Here is a 13,806-nt window from a genome sequence, read left to right as displayed (position 1 = left end):
CCCTCAGCCGGCCACGGAGTCCTGGAATCTGCGGATCCGGACCAGGGCCTCGGCGATGGCGTCCGGACCGGCCGCCAACGAGAGCCGGACCGCATTGTGGCCGTTGATCGGATCGAAGTCGATGCCGGGCGCCAGCGCGACCCCCTCCTGCTCCAGCAGTGCCGCGCACCAGTCGCTCGCATCCGCGTGCGGACCCAGCACGTCGTCGATCCGGAAGTACATGTAGAAGGCGCCGTCCGCCGGGGCCATGTCCGTCCAGCCCAGTGCGGGCACCGCGTCGAGGACGTGCTGCCGCGCGACCGCGAAGCCCTGGACGGCGGCGTCGCACTCCGCGTACGCCTCCTCCGTGAACGCCTCGACGCACGCGTGCTGCGCGGGCACCGGCGGGCACAGCGACAGGTTCCCGGCGATCGCGTCGCAGGGCTGGACGAGGTCCTCCGGGAGGATCGCCCACCCCAGCCGCCAGCCCGTCATGCCCCAGTACTTCGAGAACGACGAGATGACGACGGCATCGTCACCGCACTCCAGCGCCGAGGTCCCCTTCGACCCGGTGAACGACACCCCGTGGTAGATCTCGTCGGAGATGAGCCGCACCCCGTTGGCCCGGCACCAGTCATACAGCGCGCGCAGCTCCGGCTCCTCGACCATCGTGCCCGTCGGGTTCGCCGGCGAGGCGAGCATGAGCCCCTTGAGCGGACCCTGGCGGTGGGCGGCTTCGAGCATCTCCACCGTGGGCTGGAAGCGGACGTCCGGTCCGCACGGCAGCTCGACGACCTCGACGTCCTGCGCGCGCAGGATGTTCGTGTACGCGGGGTAGCCGGGGGTGGCGAGCGCGACCCGGTCGCCCGCGTCGAAGCTGGCGAGGAACACCATGTCGAACGCGCCGGACGAGCCGTTCGTCACGGCGATCCGCTCCAGCGGGAGGTCGACCCCGTACCAGCGGCGGTAGTGCTCCGCCAGCCGCTGCCGCAGCGGGACGATGCCGAAGACCTCCGAGTAGCCCAGGTCCGTGCCGTCCGCCACGACCTCCGCGGCACGGCGACGCACCCCGGCGGGCGCACCCTGCGACGGCTCCCCCACGCACAGCGAGATGACGTCGCGACCCTGCGCGCGCATCTCGAAGACGCGGTTGAGGATGTTCATGACCGCGAACGGTCGCACCCGCGTCGATCGGATCGAGGTGGTCAGCTCCCGGTGCGTCTCAGTCGTGTCCATGTCCCCACTGTAGGACGTGGAACGGACATCGGACTGCCCCCGCGGCGGAACCGTCCGGCGTTCTCTCCCGCGGGCGGGGCAGCGCCCCTCACCCCTGGGCCGGGACCTCCCACGTGTGGACGGGATCGCCGGATCGCTGGTTCTCCGCGTACCGGAGGGTGAGCGTGCGCAGCGCCCGGTTGCGCTCGTCCGAGCCCACGGGTGAGCGACCGGCCAGCGCGTCGAGCGCCTTCCGCTGCCACCAGGCGCCGTTGCGGCCGGTGCGGGCGCGGGCCTCGTAGATCCCGATGTACTCGTCGATGACGTCCTCGTCGACCTCGAGCTCCTCGAGCCCCGCCCGGGCCTGCGGCGCGAGTGTCTCGAGCACCAGCTCCGTGACGTCCAGCGTGCCGTAGCGCGGCCACGTGAGGCGGGCGCCGATCCCATCGCGCGCGCCGTTCTCGAAGTTCTCCTGCGCCTCCGTGAACGTCATCCGCGACCACACGGGACGATTCTCCCGCACCAGGTACGCGATGAGCCCGTAGTAGAAGGCGGCGTCCGCGGCCATGTCGACGGGCGTGGGGCCGGCCGGCAGGATCCGGTTCTCCAGCCGCACGTGCGCGCTGCGCTTCCCCGGCGAGTAGATGGGACGGTTCCAGCGCCACACCGTGCCGTTGTGCAGGTTGAGCTCGTGGAGGTACGGCGTGCCGTTCTCCGTGAGGATGGGGCGGCCGGACGCCTCGCGGGTCTCCGGCAGCAGCGGCGGGAAGTACTGGACGTTCTCCTCGAAGAGGTCGAACACGCTCGTGATCCACCGTTCGCCGAACCACACGCGCGGCCGCACCCCCTGGTGCACCAGCTCCGGGGTGCGGGTGTCGATCGACTGGGCGAAGATCGGGATCCGCGACTCGTGCCACAGGCGGTGCCCCAGGAACAGCGGGGAGTTCGCCGCCATCGCGATCTGCACGCCCGCGATCGCCTGGGACGCGTTCCACGCGTCCGCGAAGCGGTTGGGCGCCACCTGCAGGTGGAGCTGCATCGACGTGCACGTGGACTCCGGCGCCAGGTCCGCGAACTCATGGGCGTAGTGGTCCTCGCGGGACAGGTCGATGCCCACGTACTCGCCCCGGGCCTCGACAACGGCGGTGGACAGCGCGCGGTACCGGTTCTCCGGCGTGATCCACGATTCGTCCTCGAGCAGCTCCGTCGTGACGGTGGGCAGCGTCCCGATCGACACCGGTGCCACGTCCAGCGACTGGGCCGCAGTGCGCAGCTTCCGCAGCCGCTCGTCGATGCCGTGCTCCAGGCGCTTGAGCCCGGCGTCGCGCACGCGGGAGACCGGCATGTTGAGCTCGACGTTGTACGCGCCGATCTCCGACTGCACGTCCGCGTCGTCCACCGCGTCCATGATCTCGACGTTCCGCAGGGAGGGCGCACCGTCCGCGTCGATGAGGTTGAGCTCGAGCTCCAGCCCGATCGTCCCCTTCGACTCGAAGTCCGCCTTCTGCAGGTACGTGTCGAAGGTCTCCAGGTTCTCCTGGAGCTTGCGCCGGTACAGCGTCCTCTCCCGCGGCGTGTAGCGGACGGACCCCACTGCTTCTCCCATGCGCACACACTGACACACGCACCCCCGTCTCGTCTCCTGTTCCGACATTCGGCTGAGGCGGGGGCGGCACCTCCATCCGTGTCCGCACGCCGTGGCAGACTCGGAGGCATGACGTCAGACTCCGCGCCCACCACCGCGACCGCCCGCTCCGCCTCCGTCGACCTCGCAGCCCTCCTGCCGGCCGCGCAGCAGCGCCTGCCGCAGATGCTCGAGGACATCGAGCGGCTCATCTCGCTCGAGACCCCGTCGTCCGACCTGGACGCCGTCGCCGCGGGCGCCCGCGACGTCGCCGCGCTCCTCACGGAGCGCCTGGGTGCGACGCCGGAGATCCTCACGATCGACGACGTCACCCACGTCCGCCTGCGCTTCGGCGACGGTCCACCCGCGGTCGTGCTGGTGAATCACCAGGACACCGTGTGGCCGCACGGCACGCTCGAGTCCATCCCGTTCTCCCACGAGGACGGCGTCATCCGCGGCCCCGGCAGCTTCGACATGCTCACCGGTGTGGTCATGTCCATCCACGCCGCCGCGATGCTGCTGGACCAGTCCGGGCCCGAGGCCGTGGACGGCCTCAGCATCCTCGTCACCGGTGACGAGGAGGTGGGCTCGGCGACGGGCGCTCCCCTGCTGCGCGCCGAGGCCGCCCAGGCCCGCGCCGCCTTCGTCATGGAGGCCGCCGCAGGCCCGGCCGGCGCGCTCAAGCTCGCCCGCAAGGGCACGTCGATGTACACGGTCGTGCTGCACGGCCGTGCCTCGCACGCGGGCCTCGACCCGGAGAAGGGGGTCAACGCGGGCCTCGAGCTGTCCCACCAGATGATCGCGGTCGCGGCCCTCGCGGATCCGGCCGTGGGCACCACCGTCACCCCCACCGTGTTCAGCGGCGGCACGACGACGAACACGGTGCCGGCGCAGGCGCGGTTCGACGTCGACGTGCGCGCGAAGACGCAGGAGGAGCTCGAACGGGTCGACACCGCGATCCGCGCACTCACGCCGGTGCTGGAGGGTGCCTCGATCGAGATCCTGGGCGACATCAACCGTCCTCCCATGGAGCGGGAGATGGCGGAGGGGCTCTTCGACCGCGCCGGCGAGCTCGCGCAGGCCGTGGGCGTCGACGCACCCACGGGTGTCGAGGTGGGCGGCGCCTCCGACGGCAACTACACCGCCGGTGACGGCATCCCCACCCTCGACGGGCTGGGAGCAGTGGGCGACGGCGCGCACGCGGACCACGAGCACGCGCTGTCCGCGCACATCGCCCCCCGTACGGCCCTGCTCGCCGCGCTCATCGCGGACCAGCTGGCCGGCTGATCGGCCCTGGTGCGGCGTCCGCAGGCCCGATTCCTGCGGACGCCGCACCAGGGCCGTGCGCAGCGCTTCCCCCGCACTCCCAGCACACTCCCACGGCATATCGACCGTAAAACGATAGATATCTGCCTATCATCGATACATGAACGCACCCACCATCTCCGCACTCCGCACCCTTCTCGTCCTCATCGGGGCAGGTGGGCTCGTCGCGCAGATCGTCGTCATCCCTCTCGTCGCGAGAGAGATGGCCGCGCAGTACCCGGAGGTCGCCGGGCTGCAGGTTCCGTACACGGTCGCGGCTATCAGCGTGATCGCCTGCCTGCAGGTGGCGCTCGCGGCGATCTGGATGCTGCTGTCGATGGTCGCGCGTGCGGAGATCTTCAGGGATGCGGCGCTGCGCTGGGTCGAGGTCATCATCGGCGCAGCGGCGGTCGCCACCCTCATGGCGGTCGGGACCGGGTTCCACCTCGTGTTCATCGCGAGCACCGGCGGACCCGCGGCGTTCCTGGGACTGTGCGCGGCGCTGGTCACTGGACCCGCGTTCGTCCTGCTCATGGTCGTCATGCGCCGTCTGCTGATCGAGGCGACCGTGCTCAGGTCCGAGATGGCCGAGGTCGTCTGAGTGGCGATCATCGTGGACATCGACGTGGAGCTGGCCAAGCGTAAGATGTCGGTCGGAGATTTCGCGGACGCGATCGGCATCTCCCCGGCGAACGTCGCTGTGCTCAAGAACGGTCGCGCGAAAGCCGTCAGATTCAACACCCTCGACGCGATCTGCCGCGTCCTCGACTGTCAGCCTGGCGATATTCTCCGCTGGGAGCCCGACGACGAGGAGCTCTGAAGGCCGTCACACGAAGCCCGCCGTGCTGTCAGCGCCGCAGCAGGCGCCTGCCCGCGTCCAACAGCTGCGCGTACTCCTCGTCAGGCATGAGCGAGCCGCCGGTCAGCCACGCGACATGGGTGCCGGCAGCCCCACCGGCCCCCGCGGCCATCACGTGCCCTGCCGCCCTCAGCCCCGCGCAGCCGGAGGGCTCCAGTCGGAGACCGGCCGCGGCCTCAGCGACGGCGAGGGTCCGCAGCAGATCGTCGTCCGTCACGGTCGCGTACCCGGCCACCCGGTCGCCCACCGCCTTCCCCACGAAGCCGGACGGGCGGCCCACGGCCAGGCCGTCGGCCAGGGTGAGGGCGCCCAGGCCCACCTCTGCGACGCTGATCGCGTCGTCGAGGCCCGTCAGCCGGCCCAGCAGGAACGCCGGCATGGAGACCGGCTCGACGAAGACGCAGCGGACTGCGTCACCGAACACGCTGGTGAGACCGTAGGTGATGCCGCCGGGCGCGCCGCCGATCCCGCACGGCAGGTAGACCGTGAGCGGATGCTGCGCATCCCCGACCACCGAGGCCGCCGCCAGTTGACCGGCCAGCCTCCGGCCCGCGACGGCGTAGCCCGCGAAGAGGCTCAGCGAGTTCTCGTCATCGATGAAGTGGGCGACCGGGTCCGCCTCCGCCGCGGCGCGGCCGGCGTGGACGGCCTGAGTGAAGTCCGTCGCGTGCTCGACGACGTCGACACCGGAGGCGCGCAGCATCGACTTCTTCCACGCCTTCGCGTCGTGCGACATGTGGACGGTGACAGAGAAGCCCAGGATCGCGCTCATGAGCCCGATCGACAGCCCCAGGTTCCCGGTCGAGCCCACGACGATGCGGCGCTGGGACAGGCGTGCGCGCACGTCGTCGCGCAGGAACGCGGTGGGCCCCTCGCTCAGGTCGATGCCCAGGTCACGGGCCGTGTCGAGCGCGACTTCGAGGACCTCGTGGATGCCCCCGCGGGACTTGACGGAGCCGCTCACCGCCAGCGCGTCATCGCGCTTGACCCACAGGTCCGCAGGGAACGGCTGCCCGAACTCATCGGTCAGTGCGGAGGCGAGCGCACCCACCTTCTGCAGCGGCGACTCGATGATGCCGCCGGTGGGGCGCGTCTCCGGGAAGAGCTCCTCGAAGAGGGGCGCGAACCAGCGGAAGCGGTCCTCGGCGGCGTCGATGAGTGCGGAGGTGAGGTGAGCGGCGGCGGGAGTCTGGCCGGCCTCGGGAGTCTGGCCGACCGCGGAAATCCGGCCGGCCTCGGGAGCGGGGTCGTCCCCAGCGACCTCCGGGAGCCACACGGTGGGCCGGCCTGCGACCAGGTCGTCGAAGACGCGGCGGCGGTTTCCATCGGGCAGCTCGTCGCGCAGGTCGGTCGTCCGGTCGCTCATGCTCCTAGACTCCCACGGCCTGCGGCACCCCGGCACCCGCCGCAGCCCCCATCTGCGGCCGCACGTCCGCGAAGCCGGTGGCCTCCTCGAACGTCTGGGCGACGTCCAGCAGCAACCCGTCCGCCTGGTCGGCCGTCACCATCTGGAGGCCAACAGGCAGCCCGCCAGAGGAGAACCCGCCCGGCACCGACAGGCTGGGCAGCCCCGTCGCGCTGATGAGCGTCGCGGCGCGCATCCAGTCGAGGTAGTGCGGGGTGGGGGCGCCGGCGACCTCGGTGGGGAACTCGAGATCCGCGTCGAACGGCAGCACCTGGACGGCCGGGGTGACCAGGACGTCGACGTCGCGGAAGAACGCGGTCGTCGCCTGATGGAGGCGGGCGCGGGCCGCATCGTTCGCGAACAGATCGTCGACGCCCAGACCCAGTCCGTCCTCCACGTTCTGCCGCATCGTCGCCTTGATCTCCGCGCCGCGCTCACGGACCAGGTCGCCGTAGGACGCCGCGAAGTCGTACGCCCGCGTCGTGAGGAACACGCGGTCGGCATCGCGCAGGTCGGGAGCCGCCTCGACGACCTCCGCGCCCAGCGCGCGCAGAGTCTCCAGCTGGGCGGTGAGGACGCGCAGGACCTCCGGCTCGACGGGCACGCCCAGACCCAGGTCCGGCGACCACGCGACGCGCAGCCCGTGCAGACTGCGTCGCCGCCGACGATCGAACGCACCGTCCTCGCGGGCCGGCACCGGGCTGTCCGGGTGCGCGCCGCTCACCTGCCGCATGAGCAGGCGGATGTCCTCGGTGCAGCGCGCCAGGAACCCCTGCCGCGACATCCACGTCCACGGGTTCCGCCCCGGTCCCAGCGGGATGCGCCCCAGCGACGGCCGGTACCCCACCAGGTTGCAGAACGATCCCGGCGTGCGCAGCGATCCGCCCGTGTCCGATCCGTCTCCGGCCGGCTGGATCCCCGCCGCGATCGCCGCGGCCGCGCCACCGCTGCTGCCCCCGGCGCTGCGCGTCGTGTCATACGGATTGACGGTCGTGCCGAACACGGGGTTGAACGTGTGGGATCCGGCCGCGAACTCCGGCACGTTCGTCTTGCCCGTCGTCACGACGCCGGCCGCCTCCAGCCGGTCGATGAGCCACGCGCTGCGGTCGGGGACGTTGTCCGCGAAGAGCGGCGACCCGAAGGTCGTGCGCATCCCGCGCGTCGCGATCGAGTCCTTGTGCGTCATCGGCACCCCCAAGAGCTCCGGGACATCGCGATCCGCGCCCGAGGCCGCCAGCCGTCGGTCTGCCTCCCTCGCCTCTGCTCGGGCCCGGTCCTCGTCGAGGGTGACGACCGCGTTGATCGCCCCGTTCACCTCGTCGATGCGGGCCAGATGGGCTTCGAGTGCCTCGGTCGCGGACATCTGCCGCGTCTGCAGGAGAGTGACCAGATCAGTGAGCGTGAGGTCGGAGTACGCCGTCATCGGATGTCCCTTCGCGTGGGTGGGGTGTTGCGCAGATGGCCAGTGCGTGGGCGGTGCGCGGCCTGTGCGCGAGTGGTGCGCAGTGATTGGCAGTATCCCCACGTGCGCGTCTGTGCGGACGCGCACGTGCGGATCTGCGGGATTCGGCCAGGATCATGGCGATGTCGCGCAACCGGTCGCGGATTCGCCGCGGCTGCTTGGCAGGTGCCCACCCCATCACCCCAGACTGTTGCACACGTCACACAGGCGAGGCGCCGGCGGACACTGCATCCCGCGCCGCCGGACGACGGCCCACTTCGGGAAGAGGAACGATGACCAGTACAACGTCCACGACGACGGCCAGTGCGGACACACGGCTGTCACCCACCATGCGCCGGTTCTTCCGGGCGCTCGAGGCGATCGAGTGGGTGGGCAACAAGCTGCCCCACTCGTTCTGGTTGTTCTGGATCCTCGCCGCGATCCTCGCGGTCGTGAGCGCGATCCTCGCGACCGCCGGCGTGGAGGTGACCCCGCCGGGCACGGATGAGACCGTGGCGGTCAAGTCGATGCTGACGGGCGAGGGCTTGGCGATGGTCTTCGGGACCGCCCTGGAGAACTTCGCGGGCTTCGCGCCGCTGCCCATCATCTTCAGCGTCATCATCGGCGTCGCCGTCGCCGAGCGCTCCGGCGTCCTCTCCGCCCTCCTGCGCCTCACGATCGTGCGCCTGCCCGCCCGCTGGGTCACGTTCTCCGTCGCGTTCGCGGGCATGATCTCACACGTCATGTTCGATGCGGCGTTCATCGTCATGCTCCCGCTGGCCGCGATGGCCTTCAAGGCGGTGGGCCGCAGCCCCGTGCTGGGCCTCATGGTGGCGTTCGGCTCGATCTCCGCCGGCTACAACGCCTCGCCGCTCGTCACCCCGTCGGATGCGATCCTCTCCTCGCTGTCCACCGAGGCCGCGCGCATCGTGGACCCCGACTACACCGTGTCGCCGCTGGGCAACTACTACTGGGCGATCGCCTCGTCCGTCGTCCTGTCGATCGCCGTGACCCTCGTCGTCGAGTTCGCGCTGGCGCGCCGCCCGGACCTGGACGCCGACGTCGACGCGGAGGGCATCGAGCCCACGACGCAGCTGGAGGTCACCGCCCCCGAGCGCCGCGCCCTCCTCCTCGCCTTCGCCGCCTTCCTCGCGTTCGCCGCCGTCGTCGTGCTGGCGCTGCTGCCCGCGTCCTCCCCGCTGCGCGGCGAGGACGGCGGGATCATCCAGTCGGTCGTCCTCAAGAACATCGCGATCTTCATCGGACTGGCCTTCGTCATCCTGGGTGTGGTCTACGGGTGCCTCACGCGAGAGTTCACCCGGGCCCGCCAGATCCCGGAGTCCATGGCGGACGGCATCCGCACCCTGGCACCGGTGCTCGTCCTCTTCTTCGCGATCAGCCAGTTCCTCGCCTACTTCAAGTGGACCGGGATCGGCACGATCATCGCGGTGAACGGCGCGTCGTTCCTGCAGACGGCCGGCATGCCGCCGCTGCTGCTCTTCATCGTCGCGATCCTGCTCATCTCCGTCATGAACATCATCATCACGAGCGGCTCCGCGATGTGGTCGCTGCTGGCGCCCATCCTCGTCCCCATGTTCATGTACCTGGACATCCCGCCGGAGACGACCCAGCTCGTCTACCGCATCGCGGACTCGTGCACGAACGCGATCACGCCCATGAGCGCCTACTTCATCCTGGCGCTGAGCATGGTGCAGCGGTACCGGAAGAGCGCGGGCATCGGCACGGTCGTGTCCTTCACCCTGCCGCTCGCGATGACGCTGCTCGTCACCTGGGTCGCGCTCTTCATCGTCTGGTACCTGCTGGGGCTGCCGATCGGCCCCGGCGTCTCGATCCGCTGAGCGGACCCCGGCAACGGGGCGGGCGCGGGCGGTCGGACGCGGCCGGCTCAGTACAGCCGTTCGAGCGCGTCCGCGCCCGCCGTCCGCCAGCCGCTGCGCTTGAAGCCGTGGACGACGTGCAGGATGTCCATGTCGTCGACCTCCGCGGTCCAGTCGCCGGAGCTCAGCTCCCGGTGCATCGCCGCCGAGTCCGGGAACGCGAAGTGCGCCAGCAGATGCCGGTCGCTGCCCAGCGCGGCCAGGTACCGCAGCTCGGGCAGTGCCAGCAGGGCCGGGACCAGCGAGGGCTGGGACCGCAACGATCCGCGGAGGGTGACCAGGACCTCGGTGGGGCATCCCAGCAGGGCCGGGTCCGCGACGACGCGGAACCGCAGCAGACTGCGCTGCTCCAGGTCCGCGAGACGCCGCCGGACCGTGTTCTCCGATGCCCTCGCCGAGGCCGCGAGGTCTGCCGTCGTCGTCCTCCCGTCCTGCGCCAGTAGACGCAGGAGCGTCCGGTCCGCGTCCGTGAGACCCGTGTGGGCGACCTGCTGCGGGGAAGCCGGCTGCCGGACGGTCACCCCCAGCCGGGCCACCTCGTCGTCGGTGAGGACAGCGGGGCGCCATTCCCCCACCGATCGATGCACAGTGCTGACCCGATCGACCCGGACGTCCGCCGTCCCGCTGATCGAGGGCAGCTCGTCGAGGACCAGCTGCGAGAGGGTGGCGTCGTCCGCCCGCACCTCCGCCACCACGTGGCGATCGCCGGTCGTCGCGTACGCGAAGACGCAGTCCGGCCGGGCGGCATATCCCGTCGCCACGATGCGGGCGCAGTTCACCTGAGCAGCGACCCGGGCGATGAGCGTGGGGGTGGCACCTCGTGCCCCGACGACACGGACGCCGCCACCCGCCAGCAGGTCCGCCCCGCGACGCGAGACGGAGCGGGTGGGCTCGTCCAGCGCGTCTGCTATCGACGCCCACGTCGCTCGCGGCCGGTACTGGAGCGCCGCGATGATCCGGCGGTCCAAGGCATGCGTCGACTGCCCGTCTTCGGCGTACGGCTGCATGCGTGGATCCTATCCGCACGCAGCTGGCCGTGTGCTTCCAGTCCATGCACGTCGGTCCAGGATCGGCATCTGGTGGGGGACCTCGGCAGCGGTCGACCTGTGGGGACGGTGGGAGGCGAGCGTCGAGCGGTCGCGGGGCGTGCTCAGCGGCTTCCTCGAGGCGCACGGTGTCGAGGCCGCCCTCGCCGCCCCGCATCGCCCCCTGTCGCGCCCGCACCCCTTGCTAGGATGCTGTCATGCAGCTCACATCGCTTCGCCTCCACCGCGTGTCCATGCCACTGGTCACCCCGTTCGAGACCTCGTTCATGCGGGAGACGGAGAAGGACTGCTATCTGGTCGAGGCCTCGTTCGACACCGATGCGGGGCCCGTGACCGGGTGGGGCGAATCGGTCGCGATGGCTGCGCCGCTGTACTCGGAGGAGTTCCTGGACGGCGGGATCGCGGTGACGCAGAAGTGGCTGGCGCCGGCGCTGTTCCAGGTCGAGGACCTCACGGCGGAGACCGTCGGCTGGCACCTGCGCCACATCATCGGGCATCCGATGGCGAAGTCCGCCGTGGAGATGGCGGTGCTGGAGGCGCAGCTCAAGAGTCGCGGCCAATCGTTCAAGGACTATGTGGGCGGCGTGGTGGACTCGGTGCCGTCGGGCGTCTCCGTGGGCATCCACCCCACGATCGGCGAGCTCATCGAGACGGTGGGCGGCTACCTGGACGAGGGGTACGCGCGCATCAAGCTCAAGATCAAGCCGGGCGCGGACCTCGAGCCCGTCGCGGCGCTGCGGCGCGAGTTCGGCGACGACTTCCTCTTCCAGGTCGACGCGAACGCGGCGTACACGCTGGTCGATGCGGCGCACCTGAAGAAGCTCGACGACTTCGGACTGCTGCTCATCGAGCAGCCTCTGGGCGAGGCGGACATCCGCCAGCACAGCGAACTGGCGAAGCTCATGTCGACGCCCATGTGCCTCGACGAGTCGATCGTCTCCGCCGCCGCTGCCGCAGACGCGATCGCGCTGGGCGCTGCCGCGGTCATCAACATCAAGCCCGGCCGCGTGGGCGGCTACCTGGAGGCGAAGCGGATCCACGATCTGGCCGCGGCGCACGGAGTCGCGGTGTGGCACGGCGGGATGCTGGAGACGGGACTGGGTCGCGCGGCGAACGCAGCGCTCGCGACCCTGCCCGGGTTCACGCTGCCCGGTGACATCTCCGGATCGAAACGGTTCTTCCACGAGGACATCACCCAGGAGATCGTCCAGCGCGACGGAGAGGTCCAGGTCCCTCAGGGCCCGGGCTTCGGCGTCACGATCGATCCGGAGCGGCTGAAGAAGTTCTCGCGGGGGACGGTCGACATCACGCGGTGAGGCGCGTGTTCTGATGGCGCGCTGAGACACGCGTCCGGGTGGCGCGCGGAGCCGCCGGTTCCGGTCGCGGGTCCCGGTCACGCTGAGTCACGCGTTCCGACGGCGCACGGGGTCGCGCGCGCCGGTAGCGCACTGAGTCGCCGGTTCCGGTGGTGCGCGGAGTCGCCAGTTCCGGTGGTGCACATTCCAGTCGCGCCGTCACCGTGCGGCCAGTTGGCACACCACAGCGCGACAAGCACCCTGCAGACCCGCCCGCAACAGGCAGGCTTTGCACCGGTCGTCGCTCCACAAGCCGCCCATCCGCTCATTGTCCTGACGTGCCGGCCAGCAGAGTCTCGCGACGGTGATTCCGACACGCCCCATCTCTGCACAACAGATTCCACCTGGCTTCGCACAAGAGATTTCACCCGGCCGAAAAAGGTCTTGCGCGACCTCCTGTTCCCATTTAGAATAGAACTGCATTCGAACGCGGGACCCGACAACGACGTCAGGGAAAGGGGGCGCGGACCCCATGACCACCACAACAGCCAACGACACCATGGCCAGTGCGGCTGATGCGTGCGCCCGCTCCCTCGACGACCTCACCCTCATCGACCCCATCACGAGCCTGGAAGACCTCCGCCGCGTCACCGAGCACGGCCACCCCGTCCTCCACGACGTCACCCTCCCCGACTGGACCCAACTGTTGACCGGCACGGGTCTCGCAACCGTGCAGGGTGAGTCCGGTGCCGACCGGATGAGCCGCTACACCACCCACACACTCGCCCTCGACCGGTTGCGGGCCCTCGAACTCGTCCACCTCGCCACCACCGTGCTGGCCCTCGCGTTCACCTCCCCGGACTCCCGCGACAGGCTCGACGCGCTCTTCCCCGATGACGGCGATAACACGGCAGGAGCCAGTGCCAGCGAGGAAGCAGGAGCGACGGGCCCCCTGGATTCGTCATACGACGCGGACCCCTCCTCGTTCTGCAACCACGCCGAGTACATCCTCACCACCAGTGACGAGACCGCCATCGCAGCACGCACGAACGCCAGGACCGGGCTGACCCGCAAACACATCGGCCACGCCCTGACCGCATACATCGGCATGCCGCTCCTCCTGCGAGCCGTGCTGGAGGGGCGCCTGCGGTTCAACCGGTGGGAGAGCCTCATCCGGAAGTTCGCCTGGCTGCCCCTGGGCCACCTCCGTGCCCTGGACGTGTTCCTCACGACCCTGGACGAGCGGATCAGCCTGCACCAGTTCATGCGCAAAGCCAGCCAGTTCATCGCGGAACTCGATGTGAAACCCCTCCTCGCCGCCCGCGCCAACCGGGGCCGTCGCGCCTGGGTCGAAGACCTCCCCGGCGGGCAGAGCATCCTGTGTGCCAAAGGCCCCACCGCGCTCGTCCACGCCCACTTCAACGAGGCACAAGCCCTGTCGCGAGCGCTGGTGAAGAACCAGGTCAAACTCCTCGACATCACCCACCCACAAGCAGCACCCGTGGAGTCCGCGGACACCGCTGACGGCAGGGGCACCACTGCCGGCGTTGACGAGACCAATGGGGCTGCCATTGGCGCCGACTCGGCGCCCGGTTCTGCCGCGACCGCAGCCAGCGGGGACGCCACCCCGGAGTCGGTTGAGCTGCCGCCGCTGACACACCTGTCCGTCGATGACGAGCGGATGATCCAGCAGCTGACGTTCGACACCCTCATCAAAGCTCGTCCCCGCACCCACACCA

At 70.3% G+C, this 13,806-nt stretch carries 11 protein-coding genes; 6 read left to right on the top strand and 5 right to left on the bottom strand.

Annotation, left to right across the window (positions count from 1 at the left end):
* Positions 1-3: 3 nt before the first annotated feature.
* A complete protein-coding gene (locus HGBR_RS14680; protein WP_019160105.1) occupies positions 4-1,215 on the bottom strand; it encodes a pyridoxal phosphate-dependent aminotransferase in 1,212 nt (403 codons plus the stop codon).
* An 88-nt stretch (positions 1,216-1,303) separates the two neighbouring features.
* On the bottom strand, positions 1,304-2,800 hold the full coding sequence (locus HGBR_RS14675; RefSeq protein ID WP_019160104.1) for a glutamate-cysteine ligase family protein: 1,497 nt from the start codon (positions 2,798-2,800) through the stop codon (positions 1,304-1,306).
* A 108-nt stretch (positions 2,801-2,908) separates the two neighbouring features.
* On the opposite strand from HGBR_RS14675, the gene HGBR_RS14670 reads away from it, so the two are divergent.
* The 3 genes from HGBR_RS14670 to HGBR_RS14660 all read left to right on the top strand — a co-directional run bounded on the left by HGBR_RS14670 (position 2,909) and on the right by HGBR_RS14660 (position 4,943).
* Positions 2,909-4,105, top strand: a complete 1,197-nt coding sequence (locus HGBR_RS14670; RefSeq protein WP_019160103.1) for a M20 family metallopeptidase — start codon at positions 2,909-2,911, stop codon at positions 4,103-4,105.
* 139 nt (positions 4,106-4,244) lie between these two features.
* On the top strand, positions 4,245-4,724 hold the full coding sequence (locus HGBR_RS14665) for a DUF2975 domain-containing protein (RefSeq protein WP_019160102.1): 480 nt from the start codon (positions 4,245-4,247) through the stop codon (positions 4,722-4,724).
* Complete coding sequence (locus HGBR_RS14660) at positions 4,725-4,943, top strand: helix-turn-helix domain-containing protein (protein ID WP_019160101.1); 219 nt, start codon at positions 4,725-4,727, stop codon at positions 4,941-4,943. It begins immediately after the preceding gene.
* Between the two features lie 28 nt (positions 4,944-4,971).
* On the opposite strand, the gene HGBR_RS14655 is transcribed toward HGBR_RS14660, so the two are convergent.
* Together HGBR_RS14655 and HGBR_RS18345 are read right to left on the bottom strand one after the other, a co-directional pair.
* Positions 4,972-6,348, bottom strand: a complete 1,377-nt coding sequence (locus tag HGBR_RS14655; protein ID WP_019160100.1) for a D-serine ammonia-lyase — start codon at positions 6,346-6,348, stop codon at positions 4,972-4,974.
* A gap of 4 nt (positions 6,349-6,352) precedes the next feature.
* The gene (locus tag HGBR_RS18345) at positions 6,353-7,810 is read right to left on the bottom strand and encodes an amidase (protein WP_019160099.1); all 1,458 of its coding nucleotides are present in this window, start codon (positions 7,808-7,810) and stop codon (positions 6,353-6,355) included.
* A gap of 311 nt (positions 7,811-8,121) precedes the next feature.
* On the opposite strand from HGBR_RS18345, the gene HGBR_RS14645 reads away from it, so the two are divergent.
* On the top strand, positions 8,122-9,687 hold the full coding sequence (locus tag HGBR_RS14645; RefSeq protein WP_026077631.1) for an AbgT family transporter: 1,566 nt from the start codon (positions 8,122-8,124) through the stop codon (positions 9,685-9,687).
* Between the two features lie 47 nt (positions 9,688-9,734).
* On the opposite strand, the gene HGBR_RS18340 is transcribed toward HGBR_RS14645, so the two are convergent.
* Positions 9,735-10,733, bottom strand: a complete 999-nt coding sequence (locus HGBR_RS18340; RefSeq protein WP_019160097.1) for an Lrp/AsnC family transcriptional regulator — start codon at positions 10,731-10,733, stop codon at positions 9,735-9,737.
* 236 nt (positions 10,734-10,969) lie between these two features.
* Between HGBR_RS18340 and menC the strand changes: the two genes are divergently transcribed.
* Complete coding sequence (menC, locus tag HGBR_RS14635; protein WP_019160096.1) at positions 10,970-12,088, top strand: o-succinylbenzoate synthase; 1,119 nt, start codon at positions 10,970-10,972, stop codon at positions 12,086-12,088.
* Positions 12,089-12,599: 511 nt separating this feature from the next.
* On the top strand, positions 12,600-13,806 hold a 1,207-nt coding region (locus tag HGBR_RS18335), incomplete at its 3' end, for a hypothetical protein (RefSeq protein WP_147522548.1).

The sequence above is a fragment of the Brevibacterium senegalense genome, assembly GCF_000285835.1.
Classification (GTDB): Bacteria; Actinomycetota; Actinomycetes; order Actinomycetales; family Brevibacteriaceae; genus Brevibacterium; species Brevibacterium senegalense.
This window is presented reverse-complemented; position numbering and strand designations above follow the sequence as displayed.

Bases quoted from the DNA above. Each gene is read 5' to 3' on its own strand.
- HGBR_RS14655 (WP_019160100.1), bottom strand. From the start codon at position 6,348: ATGAGCGACCGGACGACCGACCTGCGCGACGAGCTGCCCGATGGAAAC.
- HGBR_RS14665 (WP_019160102.1), top strand. From the start codon at position 4,245: ATGAACGCACCCACCATCTCCGCACTCCGCACCCTTCTCGTCCTCATC.
- HGBR_RS14645 (WP_026077631.1), top strand. From the start codon at position 8,122: ATGACCAGTACAACGTCCACGACGACGGCCAGTGCGGACACACGGCTG.
- HGBR_RS14680 (WP_019160105.1), bottom strand. From the start codon at position 1,215: ATGGACACGACTGAGACGCACCGGGAGCTGACCACCTCGATCCGATCG.
- HGBR_RS18345 (WP_019160099.1), bottom strand. From the start codon at position 7,810: ATGACGGCGTACTCCGACCTCACGCTCACTGATCTGGTCACTCTCCTG.
- HGBR_RS14675 (WP_019160104.1), bottom strand. From the start codon at position 2,800: ATGGGAGAAGCAGTGGGGTCCGTCCGCTACACGCCGCGGGAGAGGACG.
- HGBR_RS14670 (WP_019160103.1), top strand. From the start codon at position 2,909: ATGACGTCAGACTCCGCGCCCACCACCGCGACCGCCCGCTCCGCCTCC.
- menC (WP_019160096.1), top strand. From the start codon at position 10,970: ATGCAGCTCACATCGCTTCGCCTCCACCGCGTGTCCATGCCACTGGTC.
- HGBR_RS18340 (WP_019160097.1), bottom strand. From the start codon at position 10,733: ATGCAGCCGTACGCCGAAGACGGGCAGTCGACGCATGCCTTGGACCGC.